Origin of the sequence: Mucisphaera sp. (assembly GCF_965279675.1) — a bacterium.
Lineage (GTDB): Bacteria > Planctomycetota > Phycisphaerae > Phycisphaerales > Phycisphaeraceae > Mucisphaera.
The window spans coordinates 122322-145832 of record NZ_CBDIIJ010000002.1; the positions used below are offsets into that span (position 1 = coordinate 122322).

The window sequence follows — 23511 nt, forward strand, 5'->3', positions numbered from 1 at the left end:
AGCGATCGGTACGTGATTTGTCTTCCAAAGCGGGTGACCGGACTCGAACCGGCGACATTCAGCTTGGGAAGCTGACGTTCTACCACTGAACTACACCCGCAGACAAATTCACAGCTTATCACGCCCCCTCCAACTACTCCAGAACCCACAGGCCCTCGCCGTGGACACGCACGCCCTCGTCCAGCACGATCCTCGGCGTCCCGTAGATACGGCTGCCCTGCAGGAACCGCTCGTGACCACCCGCGTAACGATCCACCTGTGTAAAGAAGATCTGCTGTCGCTCCGGATGCAGATACGCCCGCGTGTGCTGTGAGCCGTCCGAATAGAAGGTCAAAGCTGCACCGTCCTTCTCGTGATGCAGACCGCTCCTGCGCACATGCGTCTTCGTCGATCGGAAGTCACGCGTTCCAAACTCGTTCGCTTCCAGGTGCCAGGGCAACCGTGCATAGGGACCGCTATGACCCGGCAGCCGAACATGCTCCGCCGTCGCTTCACCCGTATGACGAGCGATATGATCCTCCGGGTACCAGGTCCAATACCCTTCACGCACCCACCGCAACCGATTCATACGTGGAGACAGAGCGAAACTGATCCCGACCTCACGCATCTCCTGACTGTCGGGGGGCGTGTGCCAGGGACGGGTTGCAGGTCCATTCTTCACGAGCCAATTGAAGTCATAGCCAACGCGCAGCTGACCGTCACGCGTGAAGGTGTAGGTGTACCCACCCTCCGCCTCGTCATACCGGCCACGGACCCGTACGACTAGCCCCTCATCACCAACCTCATAGGTAACCTCTTCCAGCGTCCAGTTCGTGGCCAGGGTTGAACCACGCGTGTGCTGCCGTGTCGCGGTCAGATATGGACCCGACTCAAGCACGTCGATCCCGTCGACCGAACCCGAGATGAAAAGACCCGTCGCGAGATCGATCTGCCAGAAACGATCGCCACTCCTCACCACCAACCGGCCATCGACTTCACGATGCTCCAAGACCGCAAACGCTGCAGGCGCCTCGATCTCCAAAGGACCACGGACCGCGTACCGATCAACCAGCCGGCCCTCCGCCGAGATCACGTCCAACAACAACTCATCACCAGGCTGCATCGCCCGATGAAGCGCAAGCTCAACCGTCCCTACCTCGAACGGTGCGATCTCAGGCACAGGCACTTCCATCGGCTGTCCATTCAGCGTCGCCTTCCACGTGTAGCCGGTGGTCGGCATAAACCGCGAGAAATTCTTCAGCGTGAACGACGCTGTCTCACGATCCTCCGACAGGCCAGCTGACTGAAGCCGCAAGGGCGAGTTCGCCTTCTTGACATTCCAGAACTCCGGCTTGGCCCTGCGGTACCGATCCAGAATACCCCAGTCCCGCTGAAGCCCGCCCCAGTGGTTCTTCATGCGGATCGTGAACGAAACGCCATAGAACAGGTGGCCGCCAAGCACCTTGTCGAAGGCATGCATGTAATCAATGTGCGCCTCGTAATCGTGGATCCACTGATCCAGCACCGCGGGGTCGGTGTTGAAATCACCCTTCGCGTACTCGTGCACGTGCGCCCACTCGCCATAGAAAATCGGCCGCTTGTCGGGCATGCCCTTGTTCACAAAGTTCGGGTAGTGATAGTTGTCCACGTTCGTCTGCGGGAGATTCTTACCCATCTCCTCACTCTCGTGAGCCTCGGCCCAGACGATCCGGGTCGGATCAAGCTCCTGCACCATGAACCCGCCATCCACAAATGGCTTCATCGTGAAAAGCGATTCGTTCGCCAGGTTCCAGGCAACGACCGAGGTGTGATTCCGAAACACCTCAACCAGCTGCGCCAGCATCTGCATGTACTCATCGTAGAAAACCTGCGTCTCACCGAGTTCCTTCGACCACGGCATCCAGGTCATGCCGACCGCATTGATGGTGTTCTCCACCGCGGTCATCAAGCCGATCTCATCGCAGATCTCGATGAGGTCCGGATACGGCGCCGCTCGGACCATGACGAAGTTCGCATACTTCATCAGCTCCATGTCCTTGCGCAGCTCCTCCCGAGTCACCGCATGCAGATTCTTGTAACTCGGAACATGGTGGTACCCAACCGAGAGGATCTTCAGCACCTCACCATTCAGCAGCACATGATCATCGGTGATCTCGATCTCTCGAAACCCAACCCGATTCCGCGTGCTCGAAGGGACCGGGCCATCGCCAACCAGCTCGGTCGTAAGCGTGTAGAGACTGGGCGTCTCGGGCGTCCACTTGGCCGGCGACGCGATCGTCTGATTAAGCACGACCTCCGCCGTCGCGCCCGCATCCAGCGCAGGAACACCCACCGTCGTCTGCGTCAGAGTCACGTCCTCGTCTTCCGGATCCTCAAGCGACACAACAATCTCACCCGCCTCACGCCGCACATCACTCCGATTCGTCACCACCCAGCGAAGCTGCAACTCCGCGTCCTGGTAAGCCTCATCCAGATCCGTATTGATGTGGAAGGAAGACACATAAACAGACGGGACCGCAATCAACTCCGGCTCGAAGGCGATCCCCAGAAAACCGCGATGCGAAAGCCGAACGGTCTCGTTCGACGAGATGTGCACCGCGATCGTGTTCACCTCACCAGCACGTGCGGCCTCGGTGATGTCAAACTCGAACGGGATCCACGGCCCCACGAACCTGCCGACAAAGGTGCCGTTGACGTACACCATCGCCACGCCCTCAACCGAACGGAAACGCAGCTTGATCCGCTGGCCAGCCCATTCGGAAGGCAGGCGAATGTCTCGCGAGAAACCCGTCGTCTCAAGCTCTCCGCGAACCAGGTCGGGATAGGTCGATTCGATCTCGCTCGGAACAGGTATCTGCAGCTGATCAGCAATGTTCTCATCGAGTCGCTCGTAGAAATCGCCCGGAGCGTTCGGGAAGAACTGCCACGTTCCCTTCAGCGAGATACGCGAAGTCACATCACTCACTGGCGTAAACACGCCCTTCGGAGGAGCATCCGCCACCGCAGCAGGCGCCAGAGACAACCCGAGCAGCAGGCCAGCAAGAACGCAACATAAACGCCGGAAAATCACTGAAAGCATGGACAAACTCCAGGTCTGTGAACCATCAGGTGGATATCGAGGTCCGTTCGGGAGGCTCAGGGAGATGCGATCCTACGCCATCCTGCGTCGGACGCGCCGAAAGCAAACGCACGGCCATCCCATCCGAGACAGAAACGTTTCTCGCATAAGCAGGATCGAGCCGGTCAATCTCACGCTGAAGCTGCTCGCTGTCCTGAAACAGCAACGCCTCATCAGCCTTGAGACGAAGATCCTTAGGCTCGTATCGCCGCATCTCACCACGCGAAACCGCCAGAGCATCGCCCGCAAGCGTGTGGCGATCCACGAGCCCCTGCCTAAGCGTCGACACACGCACCGAAGACGCGGGGTCGTCGATCGCATTCCTGCTCTCTCGAGGATCACTCTCAAAGTTCAGGTAATAGGCCTTGTCATCAGGCGCAGAGTATATGTACTTGTCATCCCGCGAAGCCGCCATGTAGAGGCCGTACTCCCCCTGCTGGAACTGCGAGTAGACCACCTCACGATCCGACTTGCCCGCCGCCAGCTGGATCAGACTCTCACCCTCATCCGTGTCACGCGAATCCTTGATCCCCGCTACATCCATGAACGTCGGAAACAGATCAAGCAGACTCGCCGGATCATCCACCGTGTGATCGGCAGGCAGACCACCGGGCCAACGGACAATCAATGGGATCCGCGCCGCCGAATCAAGCATGCTCCGCTTCCCGTAGCAACCGTAATCCCCCAGCAGCTCGCCATGATCGGCGCAGAAAATCACCAGCGTATTATCCAGGTCGTCACCCAACCCCTTCAGCAATCGGCCCAGTTGGTAATCAATAAAACTGATACACCCGTAGTACGCCGCTCGACGCAATCTGGCGAGGTAATGGTCCTCACCCCCGTCCGTGTACTTGTAACGATTCTGCACCAGGTTCCAGTAAGTCCAGAGCTCGCGGCTCTCCTCAGGCACAAACGGCAACGACATCTCGGGCACCCGATACAGACGGCTCCACGGCTCCGGGCTCTCAAAAGGCGGATGCGGCTTGATGAAACTCGTCATCAGCATGAACGGCCGATCACGATCCCGACGCTCCAGAAACTCCAGACTCCGATCAACCACCCAGTGACTGTGGTGATGCTTGGCCGGAAGCTGGGAAGGCTGCGGGATATAGTAAAACTCACTCCGTATCCCATGCGGCTCCATCACATGCCAATAACCCGCCGAGGCAAGGTACTGACGGTAATCGTCCTGATCCCCCGCCTGCTCCTCTTCCTCCGAGACATCACGGCCCTCGAAACCCCAGGACCGCAGCGGATCGGGCGTGAAATGCATCTTCCCCGCCGCATGCGTCTGATACCCGGCATCCGAAAGATGCTCCGCAAAACTCGACGCATCCGACGTCAAAGGCAGATTGTCCACACAACCCGTCACATGAGGCGGCAAACCCGTCATCGCCGCACAACGCGCAGGCACACAGACCGGCGAAGGCGTGTACGCCCGCCTGAATGTCGTCCCCTCCTGAGCCAGCCGGTCCAGCACAGGCGTCCGAATCATCGCATTGCCTAACGCACCCACCGTGTCATGACGCTGCTGGTCCGTCATCAACAGCAGAATGTTCGGTCGGTCACGTAAGGACATCGAAGAGACTCACAACAGGGAACAAGAAACAAGGACTCACCAGCCAAAGCCCCATAGCAATAGCACCGCCCCGCTCCGAAGAAAAGCACAATCCACAAAGCCGTTGCAAACTGTCCCTAGTCATCACAAAGTGGCATGATAAAGCCAGCCTACAACTCGGTTGAACGAGCCCGGTACTCGCTGGGCGTCATCCCGGTCGCCTGACGAAACACCCGATAGAACGTCCGATGCGTAAAACCAAGCGTCCGAATCACCGACTTGATCGGCGTCCGTGTGTGACGCAGCAAACGACCCGCCTCCCGAACCTTCATCTCCAGCATGTACTGATGAGGCGGCATCCCGTACTCCTGCGTGAAGATACGCGTCAGATGCTCACGCGATAACCCATGGATCTCCGACAGTTCATCCACCGAAAAATTCCGCTCCAGCTGATCCACGATCGTCCGCTCAACCGACTGCGCCACCTTCAACCGCGTCGTCGTCACCGTGTCCCGCTCCGCATGACGTACCAGCGTCGCCAGAACCTCGTTGATCAGATGCATCCCCTCCGAAGCACTCATCTCCAGCGAGTGATTCGGCTGATCGCACAACGCCAGCAACCGCCGCATCACAGGACTTTCTAGAGGAAAATCACTCACATACCCATACCGACCGACAAACCCCCGCACCGTCGAAATCGCCGCATCCCCACGAAAGATCAAACCCAGGAACGACCACTCGCCCCGATAGGTCGGGTCATACCCGTCGTTCGCTTCCATCTCTCCAACAGCACGGATCGTCGCCTGCCCCGCGCTCAGCCGACGCTGCCTCTGATCCCGATACCGGATCAGCCCGCCGTCCGACAGCGAGATCTTGATCACCGCATATCCCGGCATCGGCCGGTGCTTCTCCGATCGGTAGTCCTCCCGAAACGCCACCCCCCTGCCTACGTAATAAGGCGTCGGCAGCGACGGAATCTGACCCGAAATCCGAAACCACGCATACCCCTCCATCCGAAAAGGCGCATCAGGCGAAAACTCATCGCTCCGACCCGACAGCGACACGCGGCTCGGTTGTTCCGGCAATTGAGACATTGAATAGTTCCCAGTCACACCCCACAAGCCGACCCCCAAAACGTATCACAAGTTGGCGGCTTGCCAAACACAGCCCACCACCGACCAACCCAACCCACCCTCGCATCGCCACAGAGACACCACTGCCGCACCCCTCCAACACCCCCGCAAACAGCGCCCAGATTCACCCGAAACCGCACCCTGACGCATAATCCTCACGAATCCCCCATGGTTTCATCACAGAATGGCATACTTCTTGACAAAATGCCCATAGAAGCAGGCCTGGACCCGCTGCATAATCACGTCAACGAGTCAGGAATCGTCTTAAACAACGCATCGACATTCTCCCGCAATCAGCAAGCTTCAGACTTAAAACAGCCCAACCGGGCTCCAGTCACCCCAGGAACCCAGAACACGACGCATCGACAAACCCGTGAAGCAGTAGCCCATATCAGATTTCGGCACTTCACGATCACTCACCCCAGGAAGAGGAGATTCAGACTCATGAAAGCAACCAACCCCGCAACCCAGGCACTCGCAGCGGCCGCCATCGCTCTCGTCGCCGCACCCGCCACCCACGGCCAGGTCGTCCTCTCGGACAGCTTCGACCGCACGACGGGCATCCTTGATACCGCCGCAAACGGGGGCTTCTCCGACTGGGGCACCCCCGACAACGCAGCCGGCGGCTCGGCCTCGGGCAACTACCTGCTCGTGAGCGACCCCAACAACGACACCATGGAAGTCACCGATGGCGACGACGCCATCCTGAACTTCGGCCGCGTCATCCTCGACTACAACCTAGCCACCAACGCTGACATCCTTGGCATGGGCGCCGTCGAAGTCCAGGTCGACTTCAATCCCGGCAACACCGGCGGGCCCTCGTTCAACGGCCGCGACTGGCTCGGCGTCTTCCTCGGCGACTCCAACCAGCTCAACGGCAGCATCGGCGCCCAGTTCGCCCTCACCGGCGGCAACCCCGACGCCCGCGTCGGCGCCGGCCCCCGCAACTCCGGCTCCACCATCAGCCGCCTCGGCCCGGCCAACATCCGTGCCGCAGGCAACCCCTCCGCCGGCAACTTCAACGAGCCCACCTACGACCAGGCCACTCTTGATGATTACGTCGCCTGGCAGGCCGGTGGCGACGGCACACCCGCCGGCGACCCCGTCGAAGCCTTCGACAACGACCGCTGGTACACCATGAAGCTCACGGTCGCCCCGGCCCCCGGCTTCTCACTCTTCGAAGCCAACGCCCCCCACCTCGCCGAACTGTATATCGGCCTCCAGGGTGGCTCGCTCGACCGCGTCGACTTCATCCCCCAGACGCCCCAGATCGAGGAGCAGTTCAACTGGGGCGACAACAACACCCTAAGCGCCTCCAACGGCACCGACACCACCCCGGGCGTCAACGACGCCTACCTCGTGTTCGTCTCCAACGGCGGCGACCACCGCTTTGACAACCTCGTGATCTCTGCCGTCCCCGAGCCCGCCTCCGTGGCCCTGCTCGGTCTCGGCACCGCCGCCCTCTTCCGTCGGCGTGCATAAAACCTCCTGCGGCTCAGCCCGGTTAACGCCGGGTCCGAGCCCTTCAACGACGGCCCGTGCCGTCGCCAACGAACACGGCGTCAAACGCCCCTACGCATGGAGGCCCTATGTCCCCACTGTCACGCTATCGTGCCTTCACACTCATTGAACTCCTGGTCGTCATCTCCATCATCGCCCTCCTCATCGGCATACTCCTCCCCGCTCTGGGCGCCGCCCGTGAAACAGCGCGATCTGTCGCCTGTTTGAGTTCTCTGCGGCAAGTCGGAACAGCCTTTGCAGCCTGGCAAGTCGACAGCAACTACGGCCCGATGCCCTCTTGGCACCCCGTTGTCCTTGGAGAAGGTGGCTACCTGGACCTTGGCGAAAACGACGAAGGCATCCAGATCTGCCCCGCTACAGAAATCGTCGATCAAGCTCCACAAGACATGGCACGCGGAGCCGCATGGTACGGCGACGCATCGACTGGATGGTTTAAGCCGCAGTTCCCAGGGGACACCTTCCGCAGCGACGGCAGCTACCAGTACAACGCTTGGCTGATGACACGAGCAGCCTCAGTAATGGCACAGATGGCTCCGAGGGTCGATAGCCCCGAGCTCGACCTCAATCTCTTCGAAGGCTCAGACAACGCACGCAACGCTAGTAACACGCCCTTGGTTGGTGATGGCAGTTGGGTCGTAGGCTCGCCCAGAGAATATTTCTATGAATCCCAACTCGGCGACCTGAGCGATCACTCCACCACACGACCAGTCACTAGCAATGGCGCTTCTGACGAAACCGGCGAAAGCGTCGCCTGGGGCCAGCCAGTCCACATCATGGGACACTACCTCGAGCGCCACGGCAACAACGTCAACTTCGCTTTCATCGATGGCAGCGGACGCCCTGTCACAAGAACGCAGATCTTCGAGTTGATCTGGCACGCAAACTATGACCTCGAAAACTGGTCAATCCCAACCGGCATTCGTTAACCCTCGCCCAGCACCCCTATTAAGCATTTGCAGCAACCGAACGAGAGTCCAAGGAGAAACAGATCATGTGCCTGCAGACAAACACAATCACGACCGCTTCTTTAGTCGCCATCAGTCTGGCAACCACGGGCTACGGTCAAACCCTGATCACCGATACTTTCGAACGCAACCTCGGTCTCATCGATGGCGACCTGCCACCGTTCAACGACTCCAACTGGGGAACAGCAGACAATGGTTTAGTCGATGGTAAGACCGGCACCATCTCAAATGCCGATTACTTGACCACCCTTAGCGGCAACGGCAACGAACAAACCGTCGGCCTGACCGCTGAGCCAGGCGAAGACCGCAACGGTGAACTCCGCTATGGCCGCACCATCCTCGACGTCAACCTCGCCGCCATCCCCGAAATCCAGCAGGCCGGCGGCTTCGCCATCGAGTTCGACATCAACCCAGCCGACCTCGGGCCGGGCGGCGGCAACGGCCGAGACTGGGGCGGCTTCGTCCTCAGCGACACCAACGACCTCGCCGTCATCGCCGGCCCCCTCGCCATCGCCAACCTCAACAACCAGAGTGTTCGCTTCGGGGCTGCACCTCGTAACTCTGGCTCGCTCCTGCTTCGCCCCAGCCAGAATCAACTCTTTGGCGACGGCAACCCTTTCGATGGCTCCATCGGCGAGTACGTCTTCGACCAGCCCGTCTTCGACGATTACTCAAGCAACTACAACCCGAGTGCTGACCCGCTCGAAGACTTCGTCAACCCCAAGACCTACCGCGTCCGCGCAGAGATCACCTCCGACTTCTCCGAAGGCGGGGCCTCAAACGCACGACTCTTCATCGGCGAAGTCGGCCAGCCCCTCGTCGAAGCCGACCTCGACCAGAACCGCAACAACGGCATCAATAGCTCTGACTTTACATGGGGTGCCGCAGGTTCCGCTTACATCGCTTTTGTTGGCAACACCGCCACCCACCTCTTCGACAACCTCCTCATCGAAGCCCTCGCCGATGACCCCGGCATCCCCGGCGACTTCAACGACGACACCGTCGTCGACGCCGCCGACATTGACCTCCTGACCGAAGCCATCCGCAACGGCTCCACCGACGCCGCCTTCGACCTCGACGGCCAGAACGGCGTCGACGCCGGCGACGTCGACGAACTCGTCACCGGCATCATCGGCAGCCTCTTTGGCGACGCCAACCTCGATAACACCGTCGACCTCATCGACCTCTCGGCCCTCGCCACCAACTTCAACAGTACCGCCGGCTGGGCAGGCGGCAACTTCAACACCGATACCGTCGTCGACCTCATCGACCTCTCACTCCTCGCCACCAACTTCGGCGGTTCCACCACGATCCCCGAACCCGCGAGCCTCACACTCCTCGCACTCGGAGCCCTCGCCGCCCGACGCAGAAGCTAACCCTCTTCGCCCCGACGCGCACACCGCGCGTCGGGGTCTTTCCCCCCAGCGACGCCCGGGTGACTGCAACCCATGGCAGCTGAATGAAGTGAGCGCAAGCCATGACCACCATCGCTATCAGTACGCCCAGACTAAGCCAAAGGCCCCAGGTTCACCCCGAACCAGTGATCAATTGGACCGCCTCGTGGATCGGCCTGCTTCAGGATCCCACCCCCACCCCCGCCAACACCTGGCTCGCCTTCCGAAGAACCATCAACCTCCAGAACCGCCCCCGCCGAACCGTCGCACGCATCGCCACCGATTCCAAATACTGGCTCTACATCAACGGCCAGCTCAGCGTCTTCGAAGGCGCCCTCAAACGCGGTCCCACCCCAACCGGAACCTGGTACGACACCGTCGACCTCACCGATCAACTCCGCGAAGGCGACAACACCATCGCCATCCTCGTCTGGCACTTCGGCAAGGAAGGCTACTGCCACGTCAACAGCGGCAAAGCCGCTCTGCTCTTCGAACTCGACGCCGACGCCCAGGGCGCAGCCGTCCGCTCCGACAGCAACTGGCGTGTCAGCAACCACCCCGCCTACCAGAACACCGACAGCCCACACCCCAATTACCGACTCCCCGAATCCAACATCCGCTTCGACGCCCGCCACGACCTCATCGGCTGGGAACAACCCGGCTTCGACGACAGCGCCTGGCCGCAAGCCCAAACCCTGGCCAGACCACCCCACGGCCCCTGGGGCAAACTCTACGAACGCACCATCCCCCAATGGCTCGACCGCGGCATCGAAGATTTCACCCACATCGAATGCCAACCCCTGCCCGATGGCTCCCAGCTCTACATCGGCACCCTGCCCTACAACGCCCAGGTCACCCCCTGCCTCGATGTCACCGGACCCGCCGGCAAACACATCGATCTGCGCATGGATAACTACATAGGCGGCAGCGAACCCAACATCCGCGCCGAGTACATCACCCGCGAAGGCCGACAAACCCACGAATCCCTCGGCTGGATGAACGGTCACGCCGTCCACGCCCTCATCCCCGCCGGCATCGAAGTCCACCGCTTCGCCTACCGTGAAACCGGCTACGCCACCGAACAAACCGGATTCTTCCACTGCGACGACGACCGCCTCAACCAGCTCTGGCAGAAATCCGCCCGAACCCTATACGTCAACATCCGCGACACCATGTTCGACTCGCCCGACCGCGAACGCGCGCAATGGTGGGGCGACACCGTCCTCGAAATGACACAGGGCTTCTACGGCTTCGACCGCCGCATCGACAAGCTCTCCCAAAAAGCCATCCTCGAACTCGCCGCCTGGCAACGCGACGACAACGTCCTCTTCTCTCCCATCCCCGCAGGCAACTACCGCGACGAACTGCCCCAGCAAATGCTCGCCAGCGTCGGCTGGTACGGCTTCTGGTCCTACTACTGGTTCACCGCCGACGCCGAAACCATCGCTCCTGTCTACCCCGCCGTCGCCAGCTACATGCAACTCTGGTCGCTCGACCACAACGGACTCGCCGAACACCGCGAAGGCGATTGGGACTGGGCCGACTGGGGCGACAACATCGACGCACCCCTCCTCGACCAGGCCTGGTACGCCCTCGCCCTCCATGGCCAGGCCAACATGGCCAAACTCATCGGCAAGCACGAAGACCTCCCGCTCATCGAGCACCGCCTCAAGAGCCTCAAGGACAACTTCGCTCGTGTCTACTGGGATGGCGAAGGCTTCCGATCACCCGAGCACCAGAACGAGCCCCACGACGACCGCGGGCAGGCACTCGCCTACCTCGCCGGCCTGACAAGCCCCGAGCACCAACAGGCCATCCACCACATCCTCACCACCCACAACGACGCCAGCCCCTACATGGAGAAGTACGTCCTCGAAGCCCTCTTCAGAATGGGAGCCACCGACGACGCCCTACACCGCATGAACCGCCGCTACCGGGAAATGGTCGAGAGCCCCATCACCACCCTCTGGGAAGGCTGGGAACTCAACACCGAGAAATATGGCGGCGGCACCTACAACCACGCCTGGTCAGGCGGACCCCTCGAACTCCTCAGCCGCTTCGTCGCCGGCCTCGAACCCACCGAACCCGCCTGGAAAACCTTCACATTCCGACCCCAGCTCGGCTCCCTCAACCACGTGACCGCCACCATCCCCATCGAACCCGAACCCATCCGAACAACCATCACCCGCGACCGCAAAAACCTCTCCGCCACACTCCTGATCCCCGATGGACACGTCGCAACCATCAACCCCACGCACCCGCTCGGAGAAACCAGCCTAACAGCCGGCCGCTGGCAACTGACCACCCAGACCAACGACGACCACACCTCCGAGCCCGTCTGGACAGCACACAGAGAAAATTCATAAGCCGCCGCGACAGGCAATCGCAGAGACGCAGCAGGCTGTGAATCTGGCTAAGCTGGTGCACGCTTGCACCACGCTCCCAGTTCACCCTAATAAGCCTCTGCGACCCATGATTAACGCTTCACACCTGACCTGCGGATGGATCGCCCTGATCCTCCTGGCCGTATCCGGCTGCTCCCGAGACACACCCGAACCCCAGGCACCCCCGCCCCGCGAGGTCGAGGCCGTCCAGATCCGCCCCGCCGACCTCCCCGTCTCCGTCGAGTTCGTCGGCCGCACCGCCAGCTCACAACGCGTCGAAATCCGCTCCCGCGTCAACGGATTCCTCGACAGCATCGAATACACCGAAGGCACCGTCGTCGAGGAAGGCCAGATCCTCTTCCAGATCGACCCCCTGCCCTTCGAAGCTCAGGTACGAGCAGCCAAGGCCGAACTCGCCCTGCAGACCGCACGCATGGAGAACGCCAAAGCCTTCCTCGCCCGCGTCGAACCGCTTGCGGAAATCGAAGCCGTCGCACAAAAGGAACTCGACGACGCCCGCAGCCAGGTCAACGAAACCTCCGCCGCCGTCGAAGCCGCACAGGCCAGCCTCTTCGCCGCTGAACTCGACCTCGGCTACGCCACCATCAAAGCCCCACTCTCAGGCATCACCGGACAGGCCAACCAACGCGAAGGCAGCTACCTCGGCCTGGGCAGCCAGCCACTCACCTACGTCGCACGCATCGACCCTATCTGGGTCGAGTTCAGCGTCTCCGAAACCCAGGCCCTCCGCTCCAGAAGAGCCGCCCGCGACGGCGAAGTCGTCTATCCCGAAAACGATGAATTCGAGGTGGAAATCGTCATGGCCGACGGCACCCTACACCCAGAGGTCGGCCAACTCTCCTTCGCAGACGCCTCCATCGACGAACAAACCGGCACCTTCCTCGTCCGAGCCGTCATCCCCAACACCGACCAGAGCCTGCGCCCCGGCCAATACGTCCGCGCCATCATCAAAGGCGCCTTCCGCCCAGATGCCCTCGTGGTCCCCAAACAGGCCGTCCAGCAAAGCCCCAAAGGCCCCTTCCTCTGGCTCGTTACCAACGACAACAAAGCCGAACAGCGACCCATCGACACCGGCCCCTGGGTCGGCGACAACTGGGTCATCAACAGCGGGGTCAACCCTGGCGACCGCGTCATCGTCGCCGGCACCGTCGGACTCACACCCGGCGCCCCCGTATCGGTCGTCAGCCTCACCAGCACCTCAGACAACCTGACCAGCAGAGACTGAGGACGACACGATGATCACCACCCTCTTTGTCCAGCGACCCATCCTCGCCTCCGTACTCTCCATCATCATCGTGATCGCCGGAACCATGGCCGGCCTCGCACTGCCCATCAACCAATACCCCGAAATCACACCCGTCCAGGTCACCGTCACAGCCAGCTACCCCGGTGCCGACGCCCAGACAGTCGCCGACGCCGTCGCAGCACCGATCGAAACCCAGGTCAACGGCGCCGACGGCCTCCTCTACATGCGCTCCACCAGCGCCGCCAACGGGCAGATGTCCCTTACCGCCTATTTCCAACTCGGCACCGACCCCGACACCGCCGAAGTCCAGGTCCAGAACCGCGTCAACCTCGCCCTGCCCAACATCCCCGAAGCCGTCCGCGGCACAGGCGTCAAAGTCCAGAAACGCTCCTCCAACATCCTCATGCTCATCGCCGTCTTCTCACCCGACGACAGCTTCGATGAGCAGTACATCGGCAACTACACCAACCTCTACATCCTCGACGCCCTTAAACGCGTCCCCGGCGCCAACCAGGCCGAGATCCTAGGCGTCCCCGACCAGGCCATGCGCATCTGGCTCGACCCCCAGCGAATGGCCAGCCTCGGCATCACCACCACCGACGTCAGCCAGGCCATCAGCCGCCAGAACCAGCAGTTCGGGGCAGGCATCATCGCCCAGGCACCCACCCAAACAAGGGTCCCACTCACCGTCCCCGTCGTCACCGAAGGCCGCTACGCCGAACCCGAAGAGTTCGAAAGCATCATCGTCCGCGCCGAAGAAGACGGCTCCGCCGTTGTCCGCGTCGCCGACGTAGGCCGAGCCGAAGTAGGGACCCAGCTCTACCTCCTCCGATCCGCCTTCAACGACCAGCCCGCCAGCTTCATCGCCGTCTACCAGCAACCCGGCTCCAACGCCCTCGCCGTTGCCGACAGCGTCCGCACCATGATGGACGAACTCAAGCTCGCCTTCCCCTCAGGACTCGACTACCAGGTCTCCTACGACACCACCAAAGTCGTCCAGGCCTCCATCGAGGAAGTCCTCGTCACCCTCGTCATCGCCATCGTCCTCGTCGTCCTCGTTACCTACATCTTCCTCCAGAGCGTCCGCGCCACCCTCATCCCAACCGCCGCCATCCTGGTCTCCATCATCGGCACCTTCATCGGCATGCTGCTATTGGGCTTCAGCCTCAACCTCCTCACCCTCTTCGGACTCGTCCTCGCCATCGGCATCGTCTGCGACGACGCCATCGTCGTCGTCGAAAATGTCGAGCGCAACATCGCCGAGTTCGGCCTCAGCGCCAAAGAAGCCACCATCCGAGCCATGGGCGAAGTCATCGGTCCCGTCATCGCCACCACGCTCGTCCTGATCGCCGTCTTCGTCCCCATCGCCTTCCTGGGCGGGACCACCGGCGTCCTCTACCAACAGTTCGCCGTCACCATCGCCGTCTCCGTCTCTATCTCCAGCTTCGTCGCACTCACCCTCACCCCCGCGCTCTGCGGAATCCTCCTCAAAGCCCGAGGCGAAATCCCCTCACTCTTCAAGATCTTCAATGCCTTCATCGACCGACTCACAGACATCTACGCCGTAGGCGTCCGCCTCGCCCTCAGAACCTGGGCCATCGGAATCGCCCTCGTCGCCGCCATGTTCATCGGCATCTATCTCCTCTTCCAGACCGTCCCCGCCAGCTTCGTACCTGCCGAAGACCAGGGCTTCTTCCTCACGGCCATCATCATGCCCGACGGCGCCAGCCTCGACCGCACTCAGGACATGACCACCCGGGCCGCCGACATCCTCCTCGAACACCCCGCCGTCGCCCGCGCATCCGCCCTCTCCGGCTACAGTATCCTCGACGGCCAGCTCAAGACCAACGCCGGCACCGTCTTCGTCGAACTCCTCGACTTCGACCAGCGCACCGAACCCGGCCTCTCCGTCAACGACGTCTTCGCCGACACCGCCCCCAAACTCAACCAGCTCCGAGACGGACTCGTCGTCAACATCAACCCACCCTCCATCCCCGGGCTCGGCACCCAAGGCGGGTTCGAGTTCTGGGTCCAAAACCGCGGACCCGACAACCCGCTCCTCCTCGCTCAGGCCGTCCAGCAACTCAAAGCCGCCGCCGCCGAACGGGGCGACCTCACACCCCTCAGCTCAACCTTTAACCCCTCCACCCGACAACTCGAAGTCTTCGTCGACCGCGCCCGAGCCGAAACCCTCGGCATGCCCGTCGACGGCATCTACGAGGCCCTCCAGACCCTCTTCGGCTCCGTCTACGTCAGCCAGTACAACAAAGCCGGCCGCGTCTGGAACGTCATCCTCCAGGCCGACGCCCAGTACCGCGACGACCCCGCCGACATCGAACAGATCTTTGTTCGCCAACGCGAAGGCGCGATGCTCCCCCTCTCCTCCGTCGTCACCGCCGACTACCGAACCGGCCCCGACCTCGTCTCGCGCTTCAACGGCTTCCCCGCCGCCAAAATCACCGGCGACGCCGCCCCCGGCTTCAGCTCCGGACAGGCCATCCAGGCCATGGAAACCCTCTCACGCCAAACCCTCCCCGCCAGCATGAGCTACGGCTGGTCCGGACAGGCCTTCGAAGAAAAACAGGCCGGCTCCACCTCCGCGGTCGCCTTCATCTTCGGCATCGTCATGGTCTTCCTCATCCTCGCCGGACAGTACGAACGCTGGACCCTCCCCATCGCCATCATCACCGCCGTCCCCTTCGGCATCTTCGGAGCCCTCATCGCCGTCTGGCTACGAGGCATGGAAAACGACATTTACTTCCAGGTCGGACTCGTCACACTCATCGGACTCTCCGCCAAGAACGCCATCCTCATCGTCGAGTTCGCCCAGGCCAAACTCCACGAAGGTCTCAAACCCTTCGACGCCGCCATCGAAGCCGCCCGACTCCGACTCCGCCCCATCCTCATGACCTCCCTCTCCTTCATCCTCGGAACCCTCCCCCTCGTCCTCGCCTCCGGTGCCGGTGCCGCCTCCCGACACTCCATCGGCACCGGCGTCCTGGGCGGCATGATCGCCGCCACCAGCCTTGCCCTCTTCTTCGTCCCCATGTTCTTCTACCTCATCGTCCGCCTCGCCAACTCCGACAAACAAACCGCCCCCGAAACCACGCCCGCCAAACCAGAAGGAGCCCAGCCATGACCCGGCTCCTCATCATCCTGACCCTCACACTCACCCTCTCAGCCTGCACCGTCGGGCCCGACTACGAACGCCCCGAAACCACCACCCCAGACCAATACCGCTTCACCATCGAAGCCAACCCCGAGCACAACGACATCCTCTGGTGGCAGCAGTTCAACGACCCCCGCCTCAACCAGCTCATCGAAGAAGCCCTCGTCAACAACCTCGACACCCGCATCGCCGCGCAACGCGTCGAAGTCTTCGCCGCCCAACTCGGCATCACCCGCGCCGAAGCCTTCCCCCAGGTCGGCTACGCAGCCAACGCCGGCTACGACCAGATCTCCACCGAAATCGGTGCCGGCAAAACCCCAGGCGTCGACCGCCGCTCCGCCTTCTACAACGCCTCCCTTCAGGCCTCATGGGAAATCGACCTCTGGGGACGCATCCGCCGAGCCACCGAGGCCGCCCAGGCCGACCTCCTCGCCGCTGAAGAAAACCGCCGGGCCATCATCCTCTCTCTCGTCGCCTCCGTCGCACGAACCTACATCAACCTCCGGGCACTCGACGAACAACTCGAAATCGCCCGCAACAGCCTCACCCTCCGCGCCGATTCCCTCAAACTCTTCGAACGACAGCAGGCCGAAGGCATCATCTCCAAACTCGAAGTCGCCCAGCTCCGCTCCGAGTTCGAACGCACCGCCGCCACCATCCCCGCCATCGAACGCAACATCGCCCAACTCGAAAACGCCCTCTCCGTCCTCCTCGGCCGCCAACCCGGACCCATCACCCGCGGCGCCCCCCTCGAACAACTCGCCCCCCCCCTCCTCCCCGCCAACCTCCCCGCCGACCTCCTCGAACAACGCCCCGACCTCCGCGCCGCCGAGCAGAACGCCATCGCCGCCAACGCCCGTATCGGCGTCGCCAAAGCCGCCTACTACCCACGCATCTCCCTAACCGGCGCACTGGGCGTAGCCAGCGACCAACTCGAAAACCTCCCCACCTCCGGAGCCGTCCTCTACCAGATCGCCGCCGGACTAACCGGCCCCATTTTCACCGCAGGCGCTATCGAAGCAGGCGTCGACGCCGCCGAAGCCGAACAACAGATAGCCATCCAGACCTACTTCCAGACCCTCCTCATCGCGCTCCAGGAAGCCGAAGACGCCCTGGTCACCCACACCACCACCCAGCAGGAAGCCCAGAGCCTCACCCGACAGGTCGCCGCCCTCGAAAACTACGCCAACCTCGCCAGCAAACGCTACGACAACGGCTACGCCAGCTACATCGAAGTCCTAGACGCCGAAAGAGACCTCTTCGACGCCCGACTCCGACTCACCGAACTCAACGCCAACCAACTCACCACCATCATCAACATCTACCAGGCCTTCGGCGGCAGCTGGCTCCAAACCGCCACTAAACTCGCCGAACAAGACTAACCACAACCACTTGCTTCTGGAGGGGTGCCACACCTTGTCCCGACGACAGTCGGAGCAAGGTGTGCCAACCACCAACAACCACGGGTGGCTGTGGTCCCGCCGCGGCGGACCCACAGAACCAAGAATCCATAACCCGGTCGCGACGCGGCCGGCCAACACCAAATAATCACTATCTTTTCGCAGGCGACCCATACGCCGCCTCAAACCGCCCAAAAACCCTCTCCAGCTTCTTCTCAGTTGTCAGCTCATCCAGATGCTCAAGCAGCACCGTCAGCAAGTAGTTGTTGCCATATCCATACGCCTCGTTGAGCAACCGAAGACGCCCGTAAGCCTCCTCCGACAACGCAGCCGAAAACCGCTTCGGCAACACCTTTCGCTTCGCAGTCATCACAGCCTCACTTGCTTGCAGGATGATTTATCGTAAACTTGCTCACATGCTCGCCCAACTCCACTCCTTCGTCCTCCAAGGCATCGACCCCCTACCCTGTGAAGTCGAGGTCGACATCGCCGACGAAGGACTGCCCAAGACCATCATCGTCGGACTCCCCGACGCCGCCGTCAAGGAATCCCTCGAACGCGTCCGAGCCGCCATCGCCAACTCCGGCTACCCCTTCCCCGTCGCCAGACTCCTCGTCAACCTCGCCCCCGCCGACATCCGCAAGGAAGGCCCCGCCTACGACCTCCCCATGGCCCTCGGACTCCTCCTCGCCGCAGGCGTCATCCAGACCGACCGCCACAAAGACTTCCTCGTCGCCGGCGAACTCGCCCTCGACGGCCGCGTCCGACGCATCACCGGAGCCATCAACCTCGCCATCCTCGCCGAGAAGCTCGGGATGCAAGGCGTCATCGTCCCCCAGGCCAACGCCCGCGAAGCCGCCGCCGCCGGTGGCGTCCCCGTCTACCCCGCCGACTCCCTCGCCGCCGTCGTCTCCTTCCTCAACGGCCTCCACGACATCGAACCCGAACCCCGCGTCGACATCGACGCCCTCCTCGGCCAGGCCACGCCCGCCGTCGACTTCGGCGAAATCCGCGGACAACAAGCCGCCAAACGCGCCCTCACCGTCGCCGCCGCAGGCGGGCACAACCTCCTCATGCTCGGACCCGCCGGCACCGGCAAATCCATGATGTCAAAAGCCCTCCCCGGCATCCTCCCACCCCTCACCCGCGAAGAAGCCCTCGAAGTCACCCGCATCTACTCCGCCGTCGGCCAGATCCCACCCGGCCAGTCCCTCGTCACACGACGCCCCGTCCGCACCCCCCACCACACCGCATCCGCCGTCGCCGTCGTCGGCGGCGGAACCGTCCCCCGACCCGGCGAGATCTCCCTCGCCCACCACGGCGTCCTCTTCCTCGACGAAGCCGCCGAGTTCCCAAGACCCGTCCTCGAAACCCTCCGCCAACCCCTCGAAGACGGCGACGTCACCATCACCCGCGTCAACGCCTCCATCCGCTTCCCCGCACGCTTCATGCTCCTCGCCGCCATGAACCCCACACCAGCCGGCGGAACCCCAGACTCCACCTCAGGCGAAAAAGCCATGGCCCGCTACCTCGGCCGCCTCTCAGGACCCCTCATGGATCGTGTCGACCTCCACGTCGAAGTCCCGCCCGTCCCCTTCAACGAACTCACCGGCAAAGCCAAAGGCACCAACACCGCTGCCATGCGCGCCGAAGTCCTAAACGCCCGGCAGACCCAAGCCCAACGCAACGGCAGCGCCCTCAAACCCAACGCACGACTCTCTGGCAAAGAACTCGACCAGCACGCCAACCTCGCCGGCGAACCCCTCTTCCTCCTCAAAGAAGCCATGACCGAACTCGGCCTATCCGCCCGAGCCTACGACCGCATCCGCCGCGTCGCCCGAACCGTCGCCGACCTCGAACAAGCCACCGACATCGAATCCCACCACATCGCCGAAGCCATCCAATACCGACTCCTCGACCGAAAAGGCCTTGTCCACGCCGGAAGGTGATGCATGGATGTAAACGACCTGCTAGCCTTCGATGTAATGCCCGGAACTAATGACTACCCACTTTTTCAAGCATTTCCGCGAACTTCACCACCTCCTGATTTTCTACCTGAGATTCTCGATGTTTTTTCTAGGGTACGAGCAACAATTGATACTCACGAATTGGAGAAAGGCTTAAAGAGCGATGACGTTTTAGCCATTCTTCGTCCAGACCTAGTACGTCTAGGTTTTGAAGTTGAGGCTAGCAAATCAGCCAAGGAGAAGATTGCGAGACCCGTCTTCTTCGGACCTTTAGGAGTTCCGACCCTTAGGTACGAAATAGATGCATATTCGTCGAAGTATCGATGTGGTCTCGAAGTAGAGGCTGGTCGAGCTTGGATGGGAAATGCCGTTTACAGAGATCTAATCCAGGCCATGGTTATGACAGATGTGGATTATCTGCTTCTAGCCGTGCCAATGTCGTACAAATACAAGTCCAACGAGCGGTCAACAGAGAGCAAAGATTTTCAGAATACTTGTATGGTCGCAGAAGCCTTGTTTGGTCATTCACGCCTCACGATGCCATATCGGCTTGTGGTCATTGGATACTGACTCACCACCACCGAATCATCTGCATCCCATCCGTCGCCTTCCCAGGCATCGACCGCTTCCGAAGCGTGTACACCGGCAACTGAGGCGGGCAGAACACCCGAAGCGGCAACGCAATCTCGCCCAGCCCCCGCGAAATCACAATCTGCGTCCCCCGATGACGCAATAGCCCCGACGTCAACCGCCTAGGCAGATCACACGAGTTCGCCAAAGCCACCCCCGGATGCGGACGGCACTGCCCGCCATGCGTGTGCCCGCAAAACACCACATCCACACCCAGGTCCGCCGCCGCCGGAGCATGCGAAGGGTTGTGCACCAGCGCCAACCGCACGCCAGGCTCCAGCCCCGAATCACGCTCGAGCACTACCGCCGTCGGATCCACCCCCGCCGCCGTGATCCCGTCCAGCCCCACCAACTCCACCCCCACCTCCGCCACCAACACCGACCGATTCCGCAGCCACTCAATAGGCAACCCCTCCAACCGCCGAGCCAGCTCCTCCGTGTCGTGATTCCCATACACCCCAAACTGCCCGTACCTAGGCCGCAGCGCCCCGCTCAGCTCCGTCATGACAGCTTCCGCCGCTGGCTCATCCCCCGCATGCGACATCATGTCCCCCGTGTAAACCACAAAATCCAGCCGCATCCGGCTCAGCCGATCCTTGATCTGCCGATACCGCTCCCGCCGACGACGGATGTGTAGATCGGTCAGGTGCGCAATCCGCAGCCCGTCCAACGCCTCAGGAAGCGTCGGAATCGCCAATTCCACAGGATCAATCCAGCCAGGCTTCGCCGCCAATCCAACGAGCTCCCGTAAGCACCCCAACACTATCACATCGGCACAATCCCCCAACGCGCCTCAGGCATCATCGCCTGTTGTGGACCGGGGTGGCAACACTTATCCTAATAGGGTCTGACAGGTTAGGAATCCCACTGGAGGTCGCCCTCGCATGGCCAAGATGTTCTACACGCTCGAAGAGGCAGCCGAAAAACTCAAGGTCGACGAAGACCGCATCAAAGAGCTCGCCGGCTCCGGACAGCTCCAGCAGTTCCGCGACGGCACCAAGCTCATGTTCAAGCGCGATCAGGTCGACGCCATGGCCAACGAAACCGACCTCGACGAGGGCACCGACGCCTCAGGCGGTCCCATCGCCCTCGCCGACTCCTCCGCCGGGGCCATCGATCTCGACGACACCGGCACGCCCCCAGCCATGAACGACCCGGGTGCCTCCGACTCTGGTATCAGCGTCTTCGAAGGCGGCGAAGTCAACGAAGCCGACCCCCTCGCCCAGACCCAGGTCTCGGGCTCCGACCTCGACGACGACGACCTCCACCTCGAACCCGCCGGCTCCTCCGCCGGCTCCGGACTCCTCGACCTCACCAACGAAAGCGACGACACCTCCCTCGGTGCCGAACTCCTCGACGAGATCTACCCCGGCACCGGCCCAGGCGACACCTCCATCCAGACCACCGCCGACAGCGGCATCTTCGGATCCTCAGCCAGCGGCTCCGGCTCCGCCATCGGACCCGCCGAGTCAGGCGGCTTCGGCGACCTCGGCGAAGTCTCCGCCGTCGAAGCAACCCCACTCGAAACCCTCCAGCCCGTCGCCGACACCTCATCAGGCGGAGGCTTCTCCACCGGACTGCTCTGCGGAACCCTCATCACGCTCGCCGTTGCACTGCTCGTCGTCGTCCCAAGCTGGGCCGGCTACACCAGCCCCGTCACGGCCTCCATGACCTCCGACGCCATGTTCTACGGCATCTGGCTTGGAGCCCTCGCGGTCATCACGATCATCCTTGGCGTCATCGGAATGGTCCTCGGCAACCGCTGACCCAAACACCCGCAGCCACAACCAGCCCCGGTCAGGATGACCCCCGATGCTCTGTGCACACGCACGGCGAGAATGGCTCACGCTCGCCACCGCCACCCTCCTCCTCACTGCCGCCGCCGCCATCATGACCTGGTGGATCACCGCCGCGCTCATCCTCCTGATCGGCCTCGCCGGCGTCCTAAGCTTCCGCGACCCCGACCGCCAGCCTCCCTCACAAAGAGGCGTCGTTGTCGCCCCCGCCGACGGACGCATCGCCTCCATCCACGAAGCCCCCGACCTCGACACCTTCGACACCCCCACCCTCTGCATCCGCACCTTCCTCTCCCTCTTCAACGTCCACGTCGTCCGCATGCCCTGCTACGGCCGCATCGCAGCCATCCACCACCGCGACGGCAAGCACCTCTCCGCCCTCAACCCCGCCTCCGCCGAAGAAAACCAGGCCATCACTCTGATCCTCAACCACCCCACCCGCGACGAACCCGTCGCCGCCGTCCGACTCATCGCCGGCCAGTTCGCCCGCACCATCCGACTCTTCGTCACCGAAGGCCAGACACTCCAGCGCGGGCAACGCCTCGGCATCATCCTCCTCGGCTCCACCGCCGAGTGCTACCTCCCCAACCCCGACCAGGTCCGCCCCCTCCTCGAAACCGGCGCCAAAGTCCGTGCCGCCGAATCCATCATCGCCGAACCCATCCGCTCCCCTCACCCAGCAACCACCTCAACACCAACAGAACCCGCCAGCAAACCTGCCGAACCCACCGCCCCGCCGCCCGAACCGCAGCCCATCGAAGCGTCATGACGGCCACCCCCACCGAAACCGACATCCAGATGATGCACCGCGCGCTCGAAGCCGCCGACCGCGCCGCCGACATGGGCGAGGTCCCCATCGGTGCCGTTGTCTACCGAAACGAAGAAATCCTCGCCACCGCCCACAACCTCCGCGAAACCAACAACGACCCCACCGCCCACGCCGAAATCATCGCCCTCCAACTGGCCGCCCAAAAAATCGGCCACTGGCGACTCATCGACTGCTCCATCGCCGTCACCCTCGAACCCTGCCCCATGTGCGCCGGCGCCCTCGTCAACGCCCGCGTCGCACGCCTCGTCTACGGCGCCGACGACCCCAAAATGGGATGCGTCCGCACCCTCGCCAACCTCTGCGAAGAACCCCGCTTCAACCACCGCCTCGAAGTCATCCCCAACGTCCTCGCCCAACCCGCCATCGACAAACTCCAGGCCTTCTTCCGCGCCCGACGCTAA

17 protein-coding genes and 1 tRNA gene are annotated in these 23511 nt (G+C 62.3%); 12 read left to right on the top strand and 6 right to left on the bottom strand.

Going from position 1 to position 23511, the window contains the following annotated elements; all coding sequences use genetic code 11:
• Nucleotides 1-28: 28 nt before the first annotated feature.
• The 4 genes from ACQZAB_RS00470 to ACQZAB_RS00485 all read right to left on the bottom strand — a co-directional run bounded on the left by ACQZAB_RS00470 (nucleotide 29) and on the right by ACQZAB_RS00485 (nucleotide 5749).
• Nucleotides 29-100: transfer RNA gene (locus ACQZAB_RS00470), tRNA-Gly, on the bottom strand.
• A 33-nt stretch (nucleotides 101-133) separates the two neighbouring features.
• Nucleotides 134-3058 carry a glycoside hydrolase family 2 TIM barrel-domain containing protein gene (locus tag ACQZAB_RS00475; protein ID WP_428386218.1) on the bottom strand — a complete coding sequence of 975 codons (2925 nt, stop codon included), beginning with the start codon at nucleotides 3056-3058 and terminating at the stop codon, nucleotides 134-136.
• Nucleotides 3059-3083: 25 nt separating this feature from the next.
• Nucleotides 3084-4676: a sulfatase family protein gene (locus tag ACQZAB_RS00480; protein ID WP_428386219.1), complete on the bottom strand. Its 1593-nt coding sequence runs from the start codon at nucleotides 4674-4676 to the stop codon at nucleotides 3084-3086.
• Between the two features lie 149 nt (nucleotides 4677-4825).
• The gene (locus ACQZAB_RS00485; protein WP_428386220.1) at nucleotides 4826-5749 is read right to left on the bottom strand and encodes a helix-turn-helix transcriptional regulator; all 924 of its coding nucleotides are present in this window, start codon (nucleotides 5747-5749) and stop codon (nucleotides 4826-4828) included.
• 483 nt (nucleotides 5750-6232) lie between these two features.
• Between ACQZAB_RS00485 and ACQZAB_RS00490 the strand changes: the two genes are divergently transcribed.
• From ACQZAB_RS00490 to ACQZAB_RS00520, 7 genes are all read left to right on the top strand, one after another.
• Nucleotides 6233-7270 (top strand): PEP-CTERM sorting domain-containing protein, encoded by a 1038-nt coding sequence (locus ACQZAB_RS00490; protein ID WP_428386221.1) that lies wholly within the window; start codon nucleotides 6233-6235, stop codon nucleotides 7268-7270.
• 107 nt (nucleotides 7271-7377) lie between these two features.
• Nucleotides 7378-8235 carry a type II secretion system protein gene (locus ACQZAB_RS00495; protein ID WP_428386222.1) on the top strand — a complete coding sequence of 286 codons (858 nt, stop codon included), beginning with the start codon at nucleotides 7378-7380 and terminating at the stop codon, nucleotides 8233-8235.
• Between the two features lie 65 nt (nucleotides 8236-8300).
• Nucleotides 8301-9650 (top strand): PEP-CTERM sorting domain-containing protein, encoded by a 1350-nt coding sequence (locus tag ACQZAB_RS00500; protein ID WP_428386223.1) that lies wholly within the window; start codon nucleotides 8301-8303, stop codon nucleotides 9648-9650.
• Between the two features lie 164 nt (nucleotides 9651-9814).
• Nucleotides 9815-12034 (top strand): alpha-L-rhamnosidase N-terminal domain-containing protein, encoded by a 2220-nt coding sequence (locus ACQZAB_RS00505; protein WP_428386224.1) that lies wholly within the window; start codon nucleotides 9815-9817, stop codon nucleotides 12032-12034.
• A gap of 106 nt (nucleotides 12035-12140) precedes the next feature.
• Nucleotides 12141-13298 carry an efflux RND transporter periplasmic adaptor subunit gene (locus ACQZAB_RS00510; RefSeq protein WP_428386225.1) on the top strand — a complete coding sequence of 386 codons (1158 nt, stop codon included), beginning with the start codon at nucleotides 12141-12143 and terminating at the stop codon, nucleotides 13296-13298.
• A gap of 10 nt (nucleotides 13299-13308) precedes the next feature.
• A complete protein-coding gene (locus ACQZAB_RS00515; protein WP_428386226.1) occupies nucleotides 13309-16458 on the top strand; it encodes an efflux RND transporter permease subunit in 3150 nt (1049 codons plus the stop codon).
• Entirely contained in the window at nucleotides 16455-17870 is a 1416-nt protein-coding gene (locus ACQZAB_RS00520; RefSeq protein WP_428386227.1) for an efflux transporter outer membrane subunit, read from the top strand. Before ACQZAB_RS00515 ends, ACQZAB_RS00520 begins: the two co-directional genes overlap by 4 nt.
• Before the next feature lie 169 nt (nucleotides 17871-18039).
• On the opposite strand, the gene ACQZAB_RS00525 is transcribed toward ACQZAB_RS00520, so the two are convergent.
• Nucleotides 18040-18258, bottom strand: a complete 219-nt coding sequence (locus tag ACQZAB_RS00525; protein WP_428386228.1) for a hypothetical protein — start codon at nucleotides 18256-18258, stop codon at nucleotides 18040-18042.
• Between the two features lie 46 nt (nucleotides 18259-18304).
• Here ACQZAB_RS00525 and ACQZAB_RS00530 point away from each other — a divergent pair, with 46 nt between their 5' ends.
• Both ACQZAB_RS00530 and ACQZAB_RS00535 read left to right on the top strand, forming a co-directional pair.
• The gene (locus ACQZAB_RS00530) at nucleotides 18305-19837 is read left to right on the top strand and encodes a YifB family Mg chelatase-like AAA ATPase (RefSeq protein WP_428386229.1); all 1533 of its coding nucleotides are present in this window, start codon (nucleotides 18305-18307) and stop codon (nucleotides 19835-19837) included.
• A gap of 3 nt (nucleotides 19838-19840) precedes the next feature.
• Complete coding sequence (locus ACQZAB_RS00535; RefSeq protein ID WP_428386230.1) at nucleotides 19841-20425, top strand: hypothetical protein; 585 nt, start codon at nucleotides 19841-19843, stop codon at nucleotides 20423-20425.
• Nucleotide 20426: 1 nt separating this feature from the next.
• Here ACQZAB_RS00535 and ACQZAB_RS00540 read toward each other — a convergent pair whose 3' ends face one another.
• Complete coding sequence (locus tag ACQZAB_RS00540) at nucleotides 20427-21218, bottom strand: metallophosphoesterase (protein WP_428386231.1); 792 nt, start codon at nucleotides 21216-21218, stop codon at nucleotides 20427-20429.
• Nucleotides 21219-21369: 151 nt separating this feature from the next.
• Between ACQZAB_RS00540 and ACQZAB_RS00545 the strand changes: the two genes are divergently transcribed.
• The 3 genes from ACQZAB_RS00545 to tadA are packed head-to-tail and all read left to right on the top strand — an operon-like array spanning nucleotide 21370 to nucleotide 23511.
• Entirely contained in the window at nucleotides 21370-22251 is an 882-nt protein-coding gene (locus ACQZAB_RS00545) for a helix-turn-helix domain-containing protein (RefSeq protein WP_428386232.1), read from the top strand.
• Nucleotides 22252-22297: 46 nt separating this feature from the next.
• Nucleotides 22298-23050: a phosphatidylserine decarboxylase gene (locus tag ACQZAB_RS00550; RefSeq protein ID WP_428386233.1), complete on the top strand. Its 753-nt coding sequence runs from the start codon at nucleotides 22298-22300 to the stop codon at nucleotides 23048-23050.
• Entirely contained in the window at nucleotides 23047-23511 is a 465-nt protein-coding gene (gene tadA, locus ACQZAB_RS00555) for a tRNA adenosine(34) deaminase TadA (RefSeq protein WP_428386234.1), read from the top strand. Before ACQZAB_RS00550 ends, tadA begins: the two co-directional genes overlap by 4 nt.

What these genes read in the sequence shown, in the direction of transcription:
- ACQZAB_RS00475 (WP_428386218.1), bottom strand. Translation starts at nt 3,058, where the DNA reads ATGCTTTCAGTGATTTTCCGGCGTTTATGTTGCGTTCTTGCTGGCCTG.
- ACQZAB_RS00480 (WP_428386219.1), bottom strand. Translation starts at nt 4,676, where the DNA reads ATGTCCTTACGTGACCGACCGAACATTCTGCTGTTGATGACGGACCAG.
- ACQZAB_RS00485 (WP_428386220.1), bottom strand. Translation starts at nt 5,749, where the DNA reads ATGTCTCAATTGCCGGAACAACCGAGCCGCGTGTCGCTGTCGGGTCGG.
- ACQZAB_RS00490 (WP_428386221.1), top strand. Translation starts at nt 6,233, where the DNA reads ATGAAAGCAACCAACCCCGCAACCCAGGCACTCGCAGCGGCCGCCATC.
- ACQZAB_RS00495 (WP_428386222.1), top strand. Translation starts at nt 7,378, where the DNA reads ATGTCCCCACTGTCACGCTATCGTGCCTTCACACTCATTGAACTCCTG.
- ACQZAB_RS00500 (WP_428386223.1), top strand. Translation starts at nt 8,301, where the DNA reads ATGTGCCTGCAGACAAACACAATCACGACCGCTTCTTTAGTCGCCATC.
- ACQZAB_RS00510 (WP_428386225.1), top strand. Translation starts at nt 12,141, where the DNA reads ATGATTAACGCTTCACACCTGACCTGCGGATGGATCGCCCTGATCCTC.
- ACQZAB_RS00515 (WP_428386226.1), top strand. Translation starts at nt 13,309, where the DNA reads ATGATCACCACCCTCTTTGTCCAGCGACCCATCCTCGCCTCCGTACTC.
- ACQZAB_RS00520 (WP_428386227.1), top strand. Translation starts at nt 16,455, where the DNA reads ATGACCCGGCTCCTCATCATCCTGACCCTCACACTCACCCTCTCAGCC.
- ACQZAB_RS00525 (WP_428386228.1), bottom strand. Translation starts at nt 18,258, where the DNA reads ATGACTGCGAAGCGAAAGGTGTTGCCGAAGCGGTTTTCGGCTGCGTTG.
- ACQZAB_RS00530 (WP_428386229.1), top strand. Translation starts at nt 18,305, where the DNA reads ATGCTCGCCCAACTCCACTCCTTCGTCCTCCAAGGCATCGACCCCCTA.
- ACQZAB_RS00535 (WP_428386230.1), top strand. Translation starts at nt 19,841, where the DNA reads ATGGATGTAAACGACCTGCTAGCCTTCGATGTAATGCCCGGAACTAAT.
- ACQZAB_RS00545 (WP_428386232.1), top strand. Translation starts at nt 21,370, where the DNA reads ATGGCCAAGATGTTCTACACGCTCGAAGAGGCAGCCGAAAAACTCAAG.
- ACQZAB_RS00550 (WP_428386233.1), top strand. Translation starts at nt 22,298, where the DNA reads ATGCTCTGTGCACACGCACGGCGAGAATGGCTCACGCTCGCCACCGCC.
- tadA (WP_428386234.1), top strand. Translation starts at nt 23,047, where the DNA reads ATGACGGCCACCCCCACCGAAACCGACATCCAGATGATGCACCGCGCG.